The organism is Paracoccus aminophilus JCM 7686 (assembly GCF_000444995.1).
In the GTDB taxonomy this organism is placed as follows: Bacteria; Pseudomonadota; Alphaproteobacteria; order Rhodobacterales; family Rhodobacteraceae; genus Paracoccus; species Paracoccus aminophilus.
This window is the reverse complement of record NC_022041.1, coordinates 1120114-1138524: the sequence shown is the minus strand read 5'-3', so window position 1 is coordinate 1138524 and position 18411 is coordinate 1120114. Positions and strand designations below refer to the sequence as shown.

At 64.2% G+C, this 18411-nt stretch carries 17 protein-coding genes; 11 read left to right on the top strand and 6 right to left on the bottom strand.

Going from position 1 to position 18411, the window contains the following annotated elements; genetic code table 11:
- From paaD to paaZ, 4 genes are read left to right on the top strand one after another with little or no spacing between them, the layout of a single operon-like run.
- Complete coding sequence (gene paaD, locus JCM7686_RS05645) at positions 1–525, top strand: 1,2-phenylacetyl-CoA epoxidase subunit PaaD (protein WP_020949897.1); 525 nt, start codon at positions 1–3, stop codon at positions 523–525.
- Positions 526–558: 33 nt separating this feature from the next.
- The gene (paaE, locus tag JCM7686_RS05640; RefSeq protein ID WP_020949896.1) at positions 559–1635 is read left to right on the top strand and encodes a 1,2-phenylacetyl-CoA epoxidase subunit PaaE; all 1077 of its coding nucleotides are present in this window, start codon (positions 559–561) and stop codon (positions 1633–1635) included.
- Between the two features lie 12 nt (positions 1636–1647).
- A complete protein-coding gene (locus tag JCM7686_RS05635; RefSeq protein ID WP_020949895.1) occupies positions 1648–2403 on the top strand; it encodes a Phenylacetic acid catabolic protein in 756 nt (251 codons plus the stop codon).
- Positions 2404–2414: 11 nt separating this feature from the next.
- Positions 2415–4478: a phenylacetic acid degradation bifunctional protein PaaZ gene (paaZ, locus tag JCM7686_RS05630; protein ID WP_020949894.1), complete on the top strand. Its 2064-nt coding sequence runs from the start codon at positions 2415–2417 to the stop codon at positions 4476–4478.
- A gap of 48 nt (positions 4479–4526) precedes the next feature.
- On the opposite strand, the gene JCM7686_RS05625 is transcribed toward paaZ, so the two are convergent.
- From JCM7686_RS05625 to paaG, 5 genes are all read right to left on the bottom strand, one after another.
- On the bottom strand, positions 4527–5603 hold the full coding sequence (locus tag JCM7686_RS05625; RefSeq protein ID WP_020949893.1) for an AI-2E family transporter: 1077 nt from the start codon (positions 5601–5603) through the stop codon (positions 4527–4529).
- A 90-nt stretch (positions 5604–5693) separates the two neighbouring features.
- The gene (locus JCM7686_RS05620; RefSeq protein ID WP_020949892.1) at positions 5694–6293 is read right to left on the bottom strand and encodes a TetR/AcrR family transcriptional regulator; all 600 of its coding nucleotides are present in this window, start codon (positions 6291–6293) and stop codon (positions 5694–5696) included.
- A 150-nt stretch (positions 6294–6443) separates the two neighbouring features.
- Positions 6444–7754 carry a phenylacetate--CoA ligase PaaK gene (gene paaK, locus JCM7686_RS05615; RefSeq protein ID WP_020949891.1) on the bottom strand — a complete coding sequence of 437 codons (1311 nt, stop codon included), beginning with the start codon at positions 7752–7754 and terminating at the stop codon, positions 6444–6446.
- Between the two features lie 27 nt (positions 7755–7781).
- The gene (gene paaI / locus JCM7686_RS05610) at positions 7782–8213 is read right to left on the bottom strand and encodes a hydroxyphenylacetyl-CoA thioesterase PaaI (RefSeq protein ID WP_020949890.1); all 432 of its coding nucleotides are present in this window, start codon (positions 8211–8213) and stop codon (positions 7782–7784) included.
- 5 nt (positions 8214–8218) lie between these two features.
- Positions 8219–9013: a 2-(1,2-epoxy-1,2-dihydrophenyl)acetyl-CoA isomerase PaaG gene (gene paaG, locus JCM7686_RS05605; protein ID WP_020949889.1), complete on the bottom strand. Its 795-nt coding sequence runs from the start codon at positions 9011–9013 to the stop codon at positions 8219–8221.
- Positions 9014–9114: 101 nt separating this feature from the next.
- Here paaG and paaN point away from each other — a divergent pair, with 101 nt between their 5' ends.
- From paaN to JCM7686_RS05570, 7 genes are all read left to right on the top strand, one after another.
- Positions 9115–10791 carry a phenylacetic acid degradation protein PaaN gene (gene paaN / locus JCM7686_RS05600; protein ID WP_020949888.1) on the top strand — a complete coding sequence of 559 codons (1677 nt, stop codon included), beginning with the start codon at positions 9115–9117 and terminating at the stop codon, positions 10789–10791.
- Positions 10792–10817: 26 nt separating this feature from the next.
- Positions 10818–11957, top strand: coding sequence for an ABC transporter substrate-binding protein (locus tag JCM7686_RS05595; RefSeq protein WP_020949887.1), 1140 nt, complete (start codon positions 10818–10820; stop codon positions 11955–11957).
- Between the two features lie 85 nt (positions 11958–12042).
- The gene (locus JCM7686_RS05590) at positions 12043–12915 is read left to right on the top strand and encodes a branched-chain amino acid ABC transporter permease (protein WP_020949886.1); all 873 of its coding nucleotides are present in this window, start codon (positions 12043–12045) and stop codon (positions 12913–12915) included.
- A gap of 2 nt (positions 12916–12917) precedes the next feature.
- Positions 12918–13877 carry a branched-chain amino acid ABC transporter permease gene (locus tag JCM7686_RS05585; protein ID WP_020949885.1) on the top strand — a complete coding sequence of 320 codons (960 nt, stop codon included), beginning with the start codon at positions 12918–12920 and terminating at the stop codon, positions 13875–13877.
- Positions 13874–14662 (top strand): ABC transporter ATP-binding protein, encoded by a 789-nt coding sequence (locus JCM7686_RS05580; protein WP_020949884.1) that lies wholly within the window; start codon positions 13874–13876, stop codon positions 14660–14662. The genes JCM7686_RS05585 and JCM7686_RS05580 overlap by 4 nt, the downstream gene beginning before the upstream one ends.
- Positions 14649–15350, top strand: a complete 702-nt coding sequence (locus JCM7686_RS05575; RefSeq protein ID WP_020949883.1) for an ABC transporter ATP-binding protein — start codon at positions 14649–14651, stop codon at positions 15348–15350. Before JCM7686_RS05580 ends, JCM7686_RS05575 begins: the two co-directional genes overlap by 14 nt.
- A gap of 17 nt (positions 15351–15367) precedes the next feature.
- Entirely contained in the window at positions 15368–17338 is a 1971-nt protein-coding gene (locus JCM7686_RS05570; RefSeq protein ID WP_020949882.1) for a 3-hydroxyacyl-CoA dehydrogenase NAD-binding domain-containing protein, read from the top strand.
- Between the two features lie 137 nt (positions 17339–17475).
- On the opposite strand, the gene JCM7686_RS05565 is transcribed toward JCM7686_RS05570, so the two are convergent.
- A complete protein-coding gene (locus tag JCM7686_RS05565; RefSeq protein ID WP_236635871.1) occupies positions 17476–18342 on the bottom strand; it encodes an MBL fold metallo-hydrolase in 867 nt (288 codons plus the stop codon).
- Between the last annotated feature and the right edge of the window lie 69 nt (positions 18343–18411).

Genomic DNA, 18411 nt, shown 5'->3' with positions numbered 1-18411 from the left:
ATGGGCGGCGCGACCCTTCCCGGCGTGGATCAGGTCTGGCACTGGCTGGCCGAGGTCCCGGACCCCGAGATCCCGGTCATCAGCTTGACCGATCTCGGCATCATCCGCGATGTCCATTACGAGGATGAGACGCTGGTGGTGACGGTCACGCCGACCTATTCGGGCTGCCCTGCGACCTCGATCATCAACCTCGATATCGAGACCGCGCTTCTGGGTCACGGCATCGACAAGCTGCGCCTTGAGCGCCGCCTGTCGCCGCCTTGGACGACGGATTGGCTGACCGAGGCCGGTCGCGACAAGCTGCGCGCTTACGGCATCGCGCCGCCCGTGGACGGGACGGCGGCGGATGGCCAGATCGCGGGCCGCATCGCGCGGCTGACCGGCACAGGCAATCTGGTGATCGCCTGCCCGCATTGCGGATCAAACCAGACCGAAAAGCTCAGCCAGTTCGGCTCGACGCCCTGCAAGGCGAGCTATCGCTGCAAGGACTGCCTCGAGCCCTTCGACTATTTCAAATGCATCTGAGGATGCGCCCGCTCTGACAGGAACGATACCCAAATGGCACGCTTCCACCCCCTGAAAGTCACCGAGATCCGCCGCGAGACCCGCGATGCCGTGGTCGTGACGCTGGCGCCGCGCGACGAAGACCGCGCGCTTTTCGACTTCACCCAAGGCCAATATCTGACGCTCCGCCGCGCCTTTGACGGCGAAGAGCTGCGCCGTTCCTATTCGATCTGCGCGGGCAAGGATGAGGGCATCCTGCAAGTCGGGATCAAGCGGGTCGATGGCGGCGCTTTCTCGACCTGGGCCAATGAGAACCTGAAACCCGGCGACGAGATCGAGGCGATGCCGCCAATGGGGAAATTCTTCACCCCGCTCGATCCCGAGGCGCAGAAGACCTATCTCGGCTTTGCCGGTGGCTCGGGGATCACGCCGGTCCTCTCGATCATCAAGACGGTGCTCGCGCGCGAGCCGAATGCGACCTTCACGCTGGTCTATGCCAACCGCCAGATCAATACGATCATGTTCCGCGAGGATCTCGAGGATCTGAAGAACACCTATCTCGGGCGTTTCTCGGTCATCCATATCCTCGACAGCGAGGCGCAGGACATCGACCTTTTCACCGGCCGCATCGACGCCGCGAAAATGGCCGCGCTCTTCAAGAACTGGATCGACCCGACCACGATCACGACGAGCTTCATCTGCGGCCCCGAGCCGATGATGCTGGCGATTGCGCAATCCTTGCGTGATCACGGGTTGAAGGACGAACAGATCAAATTCGAGCTTTTCGCCTCGAGCCAGCCCGGCCGTGCGAAAGCCCGCGCGGTCTCTCATGATGCCGCGCAAAGCGGCGAGGCGACCGAGGCTACGGTGACGCTCGATGGCTCGACGCGGACCTTCTCGATGCCGAAAAACGGCGAGACCATCCTTGAGGCCGCCATCGCGAACAACATCGACGCGCCCTATTCCTGCAAGGCGGGCGTCTGCTCGACCTGCCGCTGCAAGGTGATCGAGGGCGAGGTCGAGATGGCCGTGAACCATGCGCTCGAAGATTACGAGGTCCGCGCGGGCTATGTGCTCAGCTGTCAGGCGGTGCCGCTGTCGAGCAAGGTCGTCGTGACCTACGACGAATAAGGGAGAGGACGAATGAGCGATACGATGAATATCGAAGACTACCTCGCCCAAGGCGGCGTGCTGACCTCGCCCGACAATGTGCCCGCGCGCTACCGGGGCGAGCTATTGCGGCTGATGTCGTCTTTCGTGGACAGCGAGCTGGCAGGCTCGGCCGGTTTTGCCGATGCGATCAATTTCGCCCCGGGCATCAAGGAGCGCATCGCCGCCAGCCGGATCACGCTGGAAAAGGCCGATCATGCCGAGCGCGTGCTGAACATCATGGGCGATTTCGGCACCGATACCCAGCGCTATCAGGCCGCCCATGACTGGGCCGCCCGCCTGCCCCGCGAGGCCGAGCACAGCGCCGAGCGTCAAGGCGCGGATATGCGGCTCTCGGTCTTTCACTATCCGCTGGAAAGCTGGACCGATGCGGTGGTGATGAACGTGCTGATGGGGCTCGCGACCGGCGTGCAGCTGCGAGAATTCGTCCGCGTCTCTTACGCGCCCTTGGCCGAAACCTTCCGCGAGATCGCCCCGCGCGAGGCGCGCCATTCGGAACTCGGCCTTGAGGGGCTCGAACGCATTGCCGCTACCGCAGACGGTCGCGCCGCCGCCAAGACCGCGATTGCCTATTGGCGCCCCCGCGTCGCCGCAAGCTTCGGGGCCGCAGGCTCTGCCCGCTATGACACTCTGGCCCGGTTCGGGCTGCGCCACAGCCCGAATGAGGCGCTGCTGGCTCAATGGGACCAGCTGACCGCCGCGAAACTTGGCGCGCTGGACCTGAACTGAAAGGAATGACGATGAACGCTCCCTTGAAGGCGCCGCGCCGCTTGGAAAGCTATGTGCTGGGTCAGTGGACACCGGGCGCGAAGGACGGCCAGACCATCCTTGATGCCGGCACCGGCCAGCCGGTCGCGACCATCGACAGCTCAGGCATCGATTTCGCCGAGGTGCTGAACTATGGCCGCTCGGTCGCCGGGCCTGCTTTGCGCAAACTCTCGTTTCATGACCGCGCCGGGATGCTCAAGGCGCTTGGCCTGAAGCTGATGGAGCAGAAGGAAGAGTTCTACGCCGAAAGCTTCCGCACCGGCGCGACGCGCCCTGACGGCTGGGTCGATATCGAAGGCGGCATCGGCACGATGTTGACCTTCGCCTCGAAAGGCCGCCGCGAACTGCCGAACACCCGCGTGCTGACCGAAGGCCCGGTCGAGGGCCTCTCGCGCGACAACAGCTTCTCCGCGCAGCATATCCTGACGCCCCTGCAAGGCGTCGCGATCCATATCAATGCCTATAACTTCCCGATCTGGGGGATGCTGGAAAAGATCGCGCCGACGCTTCTGGCCGGTGTGCCCTGCATCGTCAAACCGGCGAGCCAGACCGCCTATCTGACCGAGCTGATGGTGAAGCGCATCATCGAGACCGGCATTCTGCCCGAGGGCGCGCTGCAGCTGATCTCGGGCTCGGTCGGCGATATGCTTTCCCATGTCGAGGGCCAGGATGTCGTGACCTTCACAGGCTCGGCGACGACAGGGCGGAAGCTCAAGACCCTGCCCGCGATCGTCAACAATTCGGTGCGTTTCAATATGGAGGCCGACAGCCTCAACGCCTCGATCCTTGGCGCGGATGCGGTTCCGGGAACGCCCGAGTTCGAGCTCTTCGTCAAGGAAGTCGCGCGCGAGATGACCGCGAAAGCCGGGCAGAAATGCACCGCGATCCGCCGCGTCATCGCGCCGCGCGCCTTGACCGAGGCGCTGATTGCGGCTCTGGGCGAGCGTCTGGCCAAGACCGCCGTCGGCCTGCCGGACGCGGAAGGCACGCGCATGGGCGCGCTCGCCTCCTACGATCAGCGCGACGAGGTTCGCGCGCGGATCAAGGATCTGCAGGCGGATGCCGAAATCGTCGCGGGCGATCCCGATGACGTGCGCCTGACCTCGGGCGATGCGCAAAGCGGCGCCTTCATGAACCCGGTCCTGCTTTACTGCGACAAACCCTTTGCGGCAGGCGCGGTCCATGAGGTCGAGGCCTTCGGCCCGGTCTCGACGGTCATGCCTTATGACAGCCTTGAGGAAGCGGTGGAACTTGCGAACAAGGGCAAGGGCTCGCTCGCGGCCTCGGTCTTTACCAATGACGCCCATGTCGCCGAAGAGGTCGTGCTGGGCATCGCGCCCTATCATGGCCGCGTGCTGATCGGAAACCGCGTCTCGGCCAAGACCTCGACCGGGCATGGCTCGCCCTTGGCGGGGCTGGTCCATGGCGGTCCGGGTCGCGCGGGCGGCGGCGAGGAAATGGGCGGCATCCGCGGCGTCACCCATTACATGCAGCGCACCGCGGTTCAAGGCGCGCCGAACATGCTCTCGGCCGTGACGGGCCGTTGGGTCGAGGGCGCGGATGGCCATCAAGGCACCCATCCCTTCCGCAAATCGCTGGCCGAACTGCGCATCGGCGATCAGCTGGTGACCGCAAGCCGGGTCGTGACCAAGGAGGATGTCGAGCATTTCGCCGAGTTCACCGGCGACACCTTCTACGCCCATATGGACAGCGCGGCCGCCAAGGCCAATCCGTTCTTCGACGACCGCGTGGCCCATGGCTATCTGATCGCGAGTTTCGCGGCGGGGCTTTTCGTCGAGCCGAACCCCGGCCCGGTTCTGGCGAATTACGGCGTCGACAATCTGCGCTTCCTGACCCCGGTCTATTTCGGCGACAGCCTGCAAGTGCGGCTGACCTGCAAAGAGATCAACCCGCGCGCCAATGCCGATCATGGCGAGGTGCGTTGGGATTGTCAGGTCACCAATCAGAAGGGCGAGGTCGTCGCGCAATATGACGTGCTGACCATGGTCGCGAAGGAATGGCCCGCCAAGGGCTGAGCCCTCCGCGCAGGCCGTCCTTGATGCAGCAACCAGACGCCGGGTCCCTTAGAGATCCGGCGTTTTGATGAGCTGCGGGCGGTTTTCCTTTTGCTCGATATAGAGCTGCCAGACCGTCATGAAGAGCGCGGCGATCAGCGGGCCGAGAACGAAGCCGTTGATCCCCAGAAGCGAAAGCCCGCCAAGCGTCGAGACCAGCACGAGATAATCCGGCATATTGATCTGACCGCCGACCAAGGTCGGGCGCAGCAGGTTGTCGATCATGCTGATGACGCCGATACCGATCACCAGCAGGATGACGCCCGAGGCCACGCTGCCCGACAGGATCAGATAGATCCCGATCGGTGCCCAGACGAGCCCCGCGCCGACCGCAGGGACGAGCGACAGAACCGCCATGACCACGCCCCACAAAAGCGCGCCGCCGACGCCAAGCGCCCAAAGCGTCACGCCGCCGATCGTGCCTTGGATCGCTGCGATAATGACATTGCCTTTGACGGTCGCTTTGACCACGGCGACGAAGGTGCGCAGGATGCGGTCGGTCTGTTCCGGCTCAAGCGGGCTTGCCTGACGCAATTTGGCCGCCAGTTTCTCGCCATCGCGAAAGAGGAAGAACAGCAGGTAAAGCGCGACGCCGAAAGCGATGGTGAAGCCGATGGCGCCTTGACCGAAGGCATAGACCCCCTTGGCCATGACCTGCAGCACCTGCTCCATGAAAGTGCTGGCGCGTTGGGCCAGTTCAGAGACGCTCGGGGCGTCGATCCGGTCGAGGAGATGCTGAAGCCGCTCAGGGATGAGCTCGCGGGCTTTGCCGAGGATCGCGGCGATATTCGGCGGCTGGCTTGTCAAAAGCTGATAGGCGCGCGCAGCCTCTCCGGCGAGCAGACCGATCAGCGCCAGAAGCGGCAACACGACCAGACAGATGCAAAAGAGCACGGCGATCAACGCCGACAAGCTGCCGCGCGCGCCGGTGCGCTGATAAAGCCATTGATACAAAGGGTTGAAGAGCAAGGCGAGGATCGCCGCCCAGAGCACGGCACCGTAATAGGGCCAGATCAGCGCCACAAACAGCGCCGAGATCGCCACCATCGTGGTCACGAAGGCAGCCGACGTTCTGGACCTTGTCATGAATCTTCCCCTGATCGCTTGGACGGGCGAGGTTAACCCGCCCCGGCGGCGCTGTCAGCAGGCGAAGCGTCGCAACTGGCAACCCTGCGCCTAACGGACCGCCTTGATCCCTTCGAGGATCAGCGTGGTCGCGACATCGGCATAATCGTCGCGCGAAATCCGGCCGCCGTCGCGAAACCACATATAGACCCAGTTCAGCATCGCAAAGAGCGACATGGTCACGGGCATCAGCAGCGGGCGCTCGGGCTTTGCCAGATCGGGGTTGATCTCGTTCAGCACGCAGGAAAAGCGCCGCACGATCTTGCGTTCGAGCGTGGTGATCTCGGCCTTTTGCGCGTCATTGAGCGCCAAGGTCGCATTGAGCTGGACCTTATGCTGGTCATCCGCGCCGCGATAGCTTTCCAGCACCGTCCCGACCAGCTTGCGCAGCAGTTCCGGCGGCGGCAGCGCGGGATCATAGGCCGCCTCGATGGCCGCATCGAGCTCTTCGAGATGGGTCATGATGATGGCAAAGATCAGCGCGTCCTTGCTGGGATAGTAATGGTAAAGCAGCGCCTTAGAGACCTTGGCCTGCGCCGCAATCTGGCTCATCGACGCCTTTTCCATGCCCTGTTCGGCAAAGACGGCAGCCGCGTCATTCAAGAGACCGCGCTGCTTTTCCTCGAAATCCGCTGCTCTGGTCCGAGCCATCTTTACTCACTTTCATCTCGGCGCCTTGGCCGCTTAACAGGGGGCGCTCAAAGGGGGCGCGCGAAGACGGGCGCGCCGCGCCCGTCTTCGTTTAGGTCAGCGCCGGGGCGGATGGCTAGCCTCAATCGCTGTCCCGCTCAGCGCCGCGCTTCATTCCTTGGGGCGGTTGTCCACGACCCGTTTGGCCTTGCCTTCCGAACGCTGAAGCGCATGGGGGTCATGCACGACGACCTTGCTCGAGACGCCGACCACGCCCTTGATGCGATGGGCCAGATCCTTGGCCGATTTCGCCCGCGCATCCTGATCGGTGCCTTCGGGCGCGCATTCGACATGGACGATCATCCCATCCATGCGGCCTTCTCGGCACAGTTCGATATGGAAATGCGGCGCGAGGAATTCGCATTTCAGGATCTGTTCCTCGATCTGGGTCGGGAAGACGTTCACGCCGCGCAGGATGATCATGTCATCCGAGCGCCCGGTGATCTTCTCGATCCGGCGCATCGAGCGCGCCGTGCCGGGCAAAAGCCGGGTCAGGTCGCGGGTGCGGTAGCGCACCATCGGCAGGGCTTCCTTGGTCAGCGTGGTGATCACCAGCTCGCCCATCTCGCCATCGGGCAGAACCTCGCCGGTCGCCGGGTCGATGATCTCGGGGTAGAAATGGTCCTCCCAGAAATGCAGCCCGTCCTTGGTCTCGACGCATTCCATCGCAACGCCCGGCCCCATGATTTCCGAGAGGCCATAGATATCGACGGCATGCATGTCGAAGGCGTCCTCGATCTCCTCGCGCATCGCATTGGTCCAGGGCTCGGCCCCGAAAATGCCGACGGCGAGCGAGGATTTGCGCGGGTCGAGACCCTGACGGCGGAACTCGTCGAGGATCGAGAGCATGTAGGACGGCGTCACCATGATGACGCGCGGCTTGAAATCGTTGATCAGCGTCACCTGACGCTCGGTGCCGCCGCCCGAGATCGGCACGACGGTGCAGCCCAGACGTTCCGCGCCGTAATGCGCGCCAAGACCGCCGGTGAAGAGCCCGTAGCCGTAAGCATTGTGCAGAATGTCGCCCGGACGCCCGCCGCCTGCCCGGATCGAGCGCGCGATCAGATTGGCCCAAGTGTCGATGTCGTTTTTCGTATAGCCCACCACCGTCGGCTTGCCGGTCGTGCCCGACGAGCCATGGATGCGCGAGAGCTGGTTCTGCGGCACGGCGAACATTCCGAAAGGATAGGTGTCGCGCAGATCCTGCTTATAGGTGAAGGGGAATTTCGCGATATCCTTGAGCGTTTTCAGCTCCTCAGGATGGACATCGGCCTCGATGAAGCGTTTGCGGAAGAAGGGCGAATTCTCATAGGCATGTTTCAGCGAGCGCTTCATGCGGTGGAATTGCAGCGCCTCGATCTCATCGCGCGAGGCAAGCTCGATCGGGTCGAGGTCTTTCGGGTTCGGTGTCAGATTTTCCATGCGTTCCTCCCAGATGACGGCAAGGCGTCAGGCAAGCTCAGGCAGATGCAGCCCCTTCACGGTGCGTGAATGGCCACGGAATTCGGCAATATGGGCGCCGTGCTGATTGGTGATCTGCACGTCATAGATCCCCGAGCGCCCGCGCAGCGAGACCTCGCGCGCGGCGGCGGTCAGGCGATCCCCGATTCGGCCCGGGTTGATATAGGTGATCGAGTTCTGCTGGGCGACGGCCAGATGGTTGCGGCTGTTGCAGGCAAAGGCAAAGGCACTGTCGGCGAGCGTGAAGATATAGCCGCCGTGGCAATTGCCATGGCCGTTCGACATATCGCCGGTGATCTCCATCGAGAGCGTCGCCTCGCCCGGCGCGATATGGTCGAGGCTCATGCCAAGCCGCTGGCTGGCGCTGTCGTCGTTCCACATCGCTTTCGCGCAGGCTTCGGCAATTTCCTGATCGGTCATCGCGCTTACTCTCCCTTGAAAACCGGCTGGCGCTTTTCGAGAAAGGCCGTGACGCCCTCGGCGTAATCGTCGCTGTGACCCGCAATCTGCTGGCAGTCGCGTTCCAGATCCAATTGCTCGTCAAGCGTGTTCGTTGCCGCACTCTGGATCAGCCGTTTGGTCAGGCCAAGGCCAAGCGTCGGCCCATTGGCCAAACGCGCGGCCAGCGCCTCGGCCTCGGCCATCAGCGCCTCATCCTCGACCGCTTTCCAGATCAGCCCCCAATCGGCGGCCTTTTCGGCCATCAAGGGTTCAGCCGTCAGCGCAAGCGCCTTGGCGCGCGGCTCGCCGAGAATGCGGGCCAGAGACCAGCTGCCGCCCGCATCCGGAACAAGGCCGATCTTCGAGAAAGCCTGAATGAACTTCGCCGATTTCGCCGCCAGAACGATGTCGCAGGCAAAGGCGATATTCGCGCCCGCACCGGCCGCAACCCCGTTCACCGCGCAGATCACCGGCTTTTCGAGGTTTCGAATCAACCGCAGGGTCGGGTTGTAGAAGGCCTCAAGCGTGCGGCCGAGATCGGGCTTCGGGCCGCCCTTGCGCGGATCGCGGTCGCCCAGATCCTGCCCGGCGCAAAAGCCGCGCCCTGCCCCCGTCAGCAAAACCGCGCGCACATCGCGCGCATGATGGGCGCGCTCGATCTGCTCGCGCAGCGCGAGATGCATCTCTTCGTTGAAGGAATTCAGCTTGTCGGGCCGGTTCAGGGTCAGATGCAAAACACCCGCCTGCAGCGTCGCAAGAACAGTCTCGGACTGGCTCATGATGGTCTCCCGTTCCCGGCAAATCGGCCGGGCCTCGAATTAGGTGTTGCATAAACCGACCGGACGGTCAATGATTAAGCGTGTTCCCGGAGGAGACCACCATGTCAGCCCTGTTCGACCGTCACCGGCCGATGCTCGTGTCTGCGCAAACCGCGCTGAGCGACCGTGGCTTCTGGACACCCTTCCCCGAGATTCCGAGCGGCAAGATCTATGGCGAAACCGCCAAAGCCGATGCTGAGGCGGCCTTTGCAGCCTTGCAAGGAAAACCCTTCGACCTGCCCGGCCATCCCGAGACCACGCGCCTTGGCGCAGAGGTCTCGCCCTGGGGCCCCGCGCTTGGCATCACCTATCCGGCGGCTTCCGCCGAGGCGCTGATCGCGGCCAGTGCGGCAGCGGCGGGTGCATGGGCGGCAAGCTCGGTTGAGACCCGGACCGGGATCTGCCTTGAAATCCTGACGCGGCTGAACGCCCAGAGTTTCCTGCTCGGTCACGCCACCATGCACACGACCGGGCAGGCTTTCGCCATGGCCTTTCAGGCGGGCGGCCCCCATGCGCAGGATCGCGGTCTTGAAGCCGTGGCGCTGGCCCATGCCGAGATGACCCGTTTCGCACCGCGCGCCGACTGGATCAAGCCGCAGGGCAAGGCCGCTGCGCTTGAGATCGAGAAGCATTGGACCATCGTGCCGCGCGGGATTTCTCTGGCGATCGGCTGCAATACCTTCCCGACCTGGAATTCCTATTCCGGGATTTTCGCAAGCCTCGTCACTGGCAATCCGGTGATCGTGAAGCCCCATCCGGCGGCGATCCTGCCCTTGGCGCTGACGGTCAAAATCGCGCGCGAGGTGCTGGTCGAGGCCGGGCTTCCGGCCGATGTCATCCTGCTCGCGGTCGATCAGCCCGGGGCCGAGATCACCAAGGATCTGGCGAGCGACGCCGCGGTTGCGCTGATTGATTACACCGGTTCGGCGCAGTTCGGCGATTGGCTGCGCGCCCATGCGGGTCAGGCGCATCTTTTTACCGAGGAGACCGGCGTCAACACCGTCACTCTGGCGGGAACCCGTGATTTCAAGGGGATGTGCGCCAATCTGGCGTTTTCGCTGACGCTCTATTCCGGCCAGATGTGCACCGCGCCGCAGAATATCTATATCCCCGCGCAAGGGATCGAGACCGACGAGGGGCATAAAAGCTTCGACGAGGTGGCGGCTGGGCTGAAAGAGGCCATCGGCGCATTGCTGACCGATCCGGCGCAGGGCGCGGCGGTGGCGGGAACGATTGCCAATCCGGCGACGCTCGCACGCGCGGCGGCGGCCCGCGATCTCGGCACGGTCCTGCGCGAGAGCACCGCCCTGCCCTTCGGACGCAGCGCGACCCCGCTTTTGCTGGTGGTCGATGCAGCAAGCTCGACCGCCCATGAGGATGAGGTCTTTGGCCCGGTCGCCTTCCTGATCCGCGTGGCGGATGCCGATGAGGGTATCGCGCGCGCCGCCGATCTCGCCCGTCGCAAGGGCGCGATCACAGCGGCGATCTATGATACAAAGGAAGAGCGGATTTCCCGCGCCATCGCCCGTTTCGCGCAGGCCGGGGTCAACCTCTCGATCAACCTGACCGGCAATATCTTCGTGAACCAGTCGGCGGCCTTCAGCGATTTCCATGTGACCGGCGCCAATCCCGCCGGCTCGGCCAGCCTGACCGACACCGCCTTTGTCGCGCCGCGCTTCACCCGCGTGATGTGGCGCCGTCCGATCTCCGACCGCGGCCAATCGCCCGGCGGCTGCTGATCCGTTACTTCCAGGGAGGAATGACAATGAAAATGACGACAAGCCTTCTGGCGACCATGGTCGCCCTTGGTTTCGCCACCATCGCGCAAGCCGAGATCAAGATCGGCGCCTCGGTGTCCTCGACCGGCCCGGCCTCGTTTCTGGGCGATCCCGAGGCGAAGACGCTGGAGATGATGGTCGAAGAGGCCAATGCCAAGGGCGGCATCAATGGCGAGCAGGTCAAGCTGGTGCTTTACGACGACGGCTCGGACCCGAATAAGGCGCGCACCTTCGCGACCCGCCTGATCGAGGATGACGAGGTTGTCGCGATCATCGGCGGCTCGACCACCGGCACTTCGCAATCCATCGCCGCCGTGGCCGAGGACAATGAGGTGCCCTTCATCTCGCTGGCGGGCGCGATCGAGATCATCAAGCCGGTCCGCCCCTATACGTTCAAGACGCCGCACACCGACCGCATGGCCTGCGAAAAGATCTTCGAGGATATGAAGGCGCAGGGCATCACCAAGATCGGCATGATCTCGGGCACCGACGGCTTCGGCGCCTCGATGCATGCACAATGCAAGGACGTGATCGGCACTTACGGCATCGAGATCGTCGCGGATGAGACCTACGGCCCGCAAGACGCCGACATGACGCCGCAGCTGACGAACATCAAGGGCAAGGCCGGGCTGCAAGCCGTGCTGAACCCGGGCTTTGGTCAGGGCCCGGCGATCGTGACGCGCAACTATAAGCAGCTTGCGATCACCGTGCCGCTTTACCAATCCCATGGCGTTGCCTCGGACGGGTTCATCACGCTTGCGGGCAAAGAGGCGGCCGAGGGCGTGCGCATCCCGGGCACGGCGCTTCTGGTCGCCGATATCCTGCCCGACAGCGATCCGCAAAAGCCGGTCGTCACCGCCTACAAGACCGCCTTTGAAGCCAAGACCAAGACCCCGGTCGGCACCTTCGGCGGCTATGCCCATGACGCTTTTAACATCCTGAGCGATTCGATCACCCGTGCTGGCAGCGCCGAGCCCAAGGCGATCCGCGACGCGATCGAGAAGACTTCGGGCCTCGTCGGCACCACCGGCATTGTCACCATGACCCCGGAAGATCACCTCGGCCTCGATCTCAGCGCCTTCAAGATGCTGGAGATCAAGGACGGCAAATGGACCTTGATCGACTGATCTGAACCGGCCGCGCCGAAGGTGCGGGGCGCCTGCGCAAGCCGCCTCGCACCCGATCCGGCACGGCCCACCAAGGGCGCCTCCCATGTCGGAACTCATGCAATTTCTTCTGTCCGGGGTCACGGTCGGCGCGGTCTATGCGCTGGTCGCCCTTGGTTTCACGATCATTTACAACGCCTCGGATGTGGTGAATTTCGCGCAAGGCGAATTCGTCATGCTGGGCGGCATGATCACTTTCTTCGCGCATCAGGCCGGGCTGCCGCTGCCGCTGGCGGCACTGATTGCGATTGCGGTCACCTCACTGGTCGGGATCGCGCTCAATAAGCTCGCGATCGAGCCCGCGCGCGGTGCCCCGGTCGTGTCGCTGATCATCATCACCATCGGCGCCTCGATCCTGATCCGGGGCGTGACGCAATTGGTTTTCGACAAGCAGATCCACAGCTATCCCGCCTTTTCGGGCGATGATCCGATCCATGTGCTGGGCGCGACCATCCTGCCGCAGAGCCTCTGGGTGATCGCGGGCGCGCTTCTGGTCTTTATTGCGCTGTGGATCTTCTTCTCGAAGACGCTGATGGGCAAGGCGATCCTTGCGACCTCGAACAACCGCATCGCGGCGCAGCTTGTCGGCATCAACACCAACCTCGTGATGACCTTCTCGTTCGCGCTTTCCGCCGCCATCGGCGCGCTCGCGGGCGTTTTGGTCACGCCGATCACGCTGGTTTCCTATGATGTCGGCATCGCGCTGGCGCTCAAGGGCTTTGCCGCGGCGATGCTCGGCGGCATGGGCAATCCCAAGGGCGCGCTCTTTGGCGGGCTGATCCTTGGCCTTCTCGAGGCGCTGACCGCGGGCTATCTGAGCTCGCAATACAAGGATGCGACCGCCTTCATCGTGATCCTCGCGGTGCTCTTCTTCATGCCGCAGGGTCTCTTCGGCAAGAAATCGACAGAGCGGGTGTGACCATGAAACTCAGCTCCAAACAGATCACCCTCCTGATCCTGACCGTGCTGATCGCGCTGTCGCCCTTCTTTTTTCCCTCGGGCTATTACTACCGCATCGGCGCGCTGATCTTCGTCAACGGGATCGCAGTAACCGGCATTGTCATCCTGACCGGCTATGCCGGTCAGATCAGCCTCGGCCATGCCGGTTTCGCCGGGATCGGCGGCTATGCCTGCGCGCTCGCCCCGGTCCATTGGGGCATCCATCCGGGCCTCGCGATCTTTCTGGGCGCGGCGATCTCGGCGCTTTTGGCCTATCTGGTCGGGCGCCCGATCCTGCGGCTCAAGGGCTATTATCTTGGCGTCGCGAGCCTTGGCATGGGCATCCTGATTTCGATGGTCCTGACCAATGAGCGCTGGCTGACCAAGGGCCCGGACGGGATCGAGGTCCCCGAGCTTGGCCTGCGCGCTCTGTTGAAGGACATGGGCCTCAACCTCACCAATGGCGAGTTCTGGTATGCCTTCAGCGGGATCTGCCTGATCATCGCGGCTTGGCTGGCGCTGAACCTCTACACCAGCCCGACCGGGCGGGCCTTGCGCGCGCTCCATGGCTCGGAGATCGCGGCGCGCACCGTCGGCATCGACGTCGCCCGTGCGAAGCTGCAGGCTTTCGTGATCTCGGCGGTCTTCGCCTCGGTCTCGGGTTCGCTGCTGGCGCTCCAGAACAAATTCGTCAGCCCCGATATCGCGGGCTATATGCATTCGATCGAGATGGTCACCATGGCGGTTCTGGGCGGCGCGGGCTCTGTCCTTGGCGCGATCTTCGGCGCGGGGATCCTGACGCTGCTGCCCCAAGCCCTGACCGTCTTTGCCGAATATGAGCAGCTCATGCTCGGCCTTGTGATGATCCTTGTGATGATCTTCATGCCGCAGGGGCTTTTGCCCTCGATCCTGCGTAAATTCCGGGGAGGAAAACGCGAATGAGCCTTCTCGACATCAAGGGCCTTGGCATCACCTTCGGCGGTCTGCGCGCGGTCCATGACGTGAGCTTCTCGGTCGAACCCGGCCAGATCGTTTCGGTGATCGGGCCGAATGGCGCGGGCAAGACCACGCTTTTCAACATGATCTCGGGGGTCTATCAGCCCGGCGCGGGTCAGGTCATCTTGAACGGCACCGATGTGACCGGGATGGAGCCGAACCGTCTGGCCGAACGCGGCATGTCGCGCACCTTCCAGAACCTCCAGATCTTTCAGAACATGACGGTTCTCGAAAATGCGGCCTCGGGGTTTCACCTCAAAGAGCGCGGCCCGGTTCTCGCCGATCTGCTTGGCCTGCCCTCGTCGCGCAAGCGCGTCCGGGCGGCGCATGAGGGCGCGATGCGGCTTCTCGAGCGCGTCGGTCTGGACCGCGCGGCCGAGCGCGAGGCCGGGAACCTGTCCTATGGCGCGCTGAAACGGCTCGAGATCGCCCGCGCGCTGGCGCTTGATCCGACCGTGCTTTTGCTCGACGAGCCCGCCGCCGGCTGCAATGCTGTCGAGACCGAGGAAATCGACCATCTGATCGCCGAAGTCGCGGCCTCGGGCGTGGCGATCCTGCTCGTGGAGCATGACATGAAGATGGTCATGCGCATCTCGAACCATATCGTCGTGCTCGATCACGGCGAAAAGATCGCCGAGGACGATCCGGCCACGGTCAGCCGCGATCCGGCGGTGATTGCCGCCTATCTCGGCACGGAAGCAGAAGCGGAGGCGGCACATGCTGACGGTTGAAGGGCTGCGCTCGCGTTATGGGCGCATCGAAGTGCTGCACGGCATCGACCTGCGCGTCGATTCGGGCGAGATCGTCACCGTGGTTGGCGCGAATGGCGCGGGCAAGACGACGCTCTTGCGCTGTCTCTCGGGCGTCCAGCCGGTCTCTGGCGGCACGATCACCTTCCGGGGCGAGCCGCTGACGGCGGTGCCCGCCTATAAGCGGATCGGGCGGGGCCTTGCCCAATCGCCCGAGGGGCGCCAGATTTTCACCAATCTCTCGGTCGAGGAAAACCTGAGGCTTGGGGCATTTCTTTACAGCGACGACCGTGTCGAGAAGGACATGGAAGACGCTTTCCAGATGTTCCCGATCCTCAAGGAAAAGCGCAATCTCGCCGCAGGAGGCCTCTCGGGTGGTCAGCAGCAGATGCTGGCCATGGCGCGCGCGCTGATGGGGCGGCCGAGCTGCCTCTTGCTCGACGAGCCCTCGATGGGGCTGGCGCCGATCATCGTTCAACAGATCTTCGATGTGGTCAAAGGGCTCAAGGCGCTCAATGTCACCGTGCTGCTGGTCGAGCAAAACGCCTTCGGCGCGCTCAAGATCGCGGATCGGGGCTATGTCATGGAAACCGGGCGCGTCACCATCGAGGGCCCCGCCGCCGAGCTGATCGCCGATCCCCGCATCCGCGAAGCCTATCTCGGGATTTGAGAAGTCAGGAGCAAGACATGTCCATTGTCACCATCGCCCGCGAGGGCCAGATCGCCATCGTCACCGTGGACAATCCTCCGGTGAACGCGTTGTCGCAGGCTTTGCGTCAGGGGCTGTGGGACGCGGTCGAGGCGCTTGACGCCGATCCCGAGGTCTCGGCGGTGGTGCTGACCTGCGCCGGGCGGACCTTCATCGCGGGCGCGGATGTGCGCGAGTTTGGCCGCACGCCCGAGCCACCGCATCTGCCCGACCTCGTCGCCCGGATCGAGGCCGCGCGCGCGCCTTGGATCGCCGCGATCCACGGTTCGGCGCTTGGCGGTGGGCTGGAAGTCGCGCTTGGCTGCCGCTTCCGCGTCGCGGTCGCCTCGGCGAGCCTCGGCCTGCCCGAGGTCACGCTTGGCATCATCCCCGGCGCCAGCGGCACGGTGCGCACGCCGCGCCTGATCGGCGTTCCGGCGGCGGTCGATCTGATCACCTCGGGCAAGCCCCTCCGCGCCGAAAAGGCCCTGACGCTTGGCCTGATCGATGCGGTGATCGCGGGCGATCTGACCGCCGGTGCCGTGGCCTTCGCCACGGCCGCGCTGGCCAATCCCCTGCCCGAGCCGCTCTCGACCCGCCCCCTGCCGCCCGAGCCTGACGCGTTCTGGGAAAGCCAGACCGCCGCCGTCACCAAAGCCGCCAAGGGCAATCACGGGCCTTTGCGCGCGCTGGAGGCGATCCGCAAGGCCACCGAAAGCAGCTTTGACGAGGCGATGGCCTTCGAGCGCCAGACCTTCCTCGACCTGCGCGGCTCGGATCAGGCGGCGGCCTTGCGCGCGGTCTTTTTCGCCGAACGCGGCGCGACCCGCCCCGCCCATCTGGGCGAGGCCAAGCCGGTGGCGATTGCGCGCATGGCGGTGATTGGCGGCGGCACGATGGGCGCGGGAATTGCGGCGGCGCTGCGCGACGCGGGCCTGCCGGTCACGCTGATCGAGCGCGACGCCGAGGCTCTGGCGCGCGGCATCGCCAATATCCGCGCGATCTTCGAAGGCGGCGTCAAACGCGGCAAGCTGAGCGAGGCGCAGTTCGCCGACCGGCTGGCGGGCGTCACCGGCTCGACCGATTACGCAAGCCTTGCCAAGACCGATCTGGTCATCGAGGCGGTCTTTGAAGATATCGAGGTCAAGCGCGCGGTCTTTGCCCAACTGGGCGTGGCCTGCCGCGCCGATGCGGTGCTCGCGACCAACACCTCCTATCTCGATCCGCGCGCGCTTGAGGCCGAGATCCCCAATCCCGCGCGCTTCATCGGGTTGCATTTCTTCAGCCCGGCGAATGTGATGAAGCTCTTGGAAATCGTGCCGACGCCCGCGACCTCGCCCGCGACCTTGGCCACGGCGTTCGCTCTGGCGAAACAGCTGGGCAAGGTGCCGGTCGCCGCCGGGATCTGCGAGGGCTTCATCGGCAACCGCATCCTCAAGCGCTACCGCGCCGCCGCCGAGGCGCTTCTGCGTCAGGGCGTGGCGATTGCCGAGGTTGATGCCGCGATGCGGGGCTATGGTTTCGCCATGGGGCCGTTCGAGGCGCAGGATATGGGCGGGCTTGATATCGCCTATCTGCAGCGCGAAGGGGCGCGGGCCTCGGGTCAGGCGGTCGCCGAGACGCTTGGCGACATTTTGGTGCGCGCCGGGCGCAAGGGCCAGAAAACCGGCGGGGGCTGGTATGACTACATCCCCGGCGAGCGCAAACCCCAAGCCTCAGAGGAGGTCGCGCGCCTGCTCGCCGCAGAGATCACCGCCGCGCGGACGCCCGCCCTAAGCACACCCCTCAGCCGGGAGGCGATTGCCGAAACGCTGGTCGGAGAAATGGCGGCAGAGGGCGATCAGATCCTCGCCGAAGGCATCGCCCATCAGGCCTCGGACATCGATCTGGTGGAAATCCACGGCTACGGCTTCCCGCGCTGGCGCGGCGGGCCGATGCATGCGCGCGATCGCAAACTTGGCAAGGTCTGAGACGGATTTCATGGACGAAAACGGGCGGCGGATGATCCCGCCGCCCGCTTCATTCTGGTCCGATCAACCGCCTGTTCCCGGCGGTGCCTCCCCGGTCGGACTTCGGCCTTCAAATTTTGGCCCTCAATCGGCGATCCTCAGACCGCGAATTGATAGGTCGCGGGCACGAAACGGTAGCCCTCCCCCCGACGCGAAATAAAGCCCACGGCGGGATAGGGCATATGATAGCCGATAAAGGGGATGCGATCCACTGCAAGCCGCTCGAGCACCTTCTTGCGGGTCTGGATCGCGGCCTCCTTGTCGGCATCGAAACGGACCTGCCATTCGGGATGGGCGACCGAGAAAACGTAATGGTTGAAACTGTCGCCGCTGAGCAAAAGCTGCTTCTCGCCCGAGGTGAGCAGATAGGTCGTATGTCCCGGCGTATGGCCATGCGCCGCCTCGGCGCGGATGCCGGGCAGGATCTCGTCGCTATCGCCGATCTGGCGCGCCTTGCCGATCAGGGGAAGGACCTTGGCCTTATAGGCGTCATTGTCCTGCGCGGCCCAATAATCATTCTCGGCGCGCGGCACGATCAGCTCGGCATTCGGGAAGGTCGGCCCCTCGCCCATCAGCCCGCCGATGTGATCGCCGTGCATATGGGTCAGGACGACATGGGTGATCGCCTCGGGCGCGACACCGGCCTGCGCCAAAGCGGCCAGAATGCCCTCGGGGTTGAGCCCGGTGTCGAACAGCACCAGCGCATCGCCTGCTTTCACAAGGCTCGGCGTGAAGGAATTGCCGGATTTGGCGCTTGGCAGAAAGTTATCGGTGCAGACCCGGGCAAATTCGGCCGGATCGACATTGAGTGCATAGGTCGCAATCGGATTGTCTGAAATCACCTTGCCCGCGAGCAAGGGCGTAACGGCGAAATCGCCCAAGGCCAGGCTCTCGGTCACAGCCGGGCCCGGGGTCGCCGGGCGGGCCGTCTGAGCGGGCGCTGCGGCGGGAAGCATCGTTGTCATGGAAAGGCCTGCTCCTGTCAGAAGCGCGCTGCGCCTCGTGATATGCGTGTTTTTCATCCTCTCCCTCCT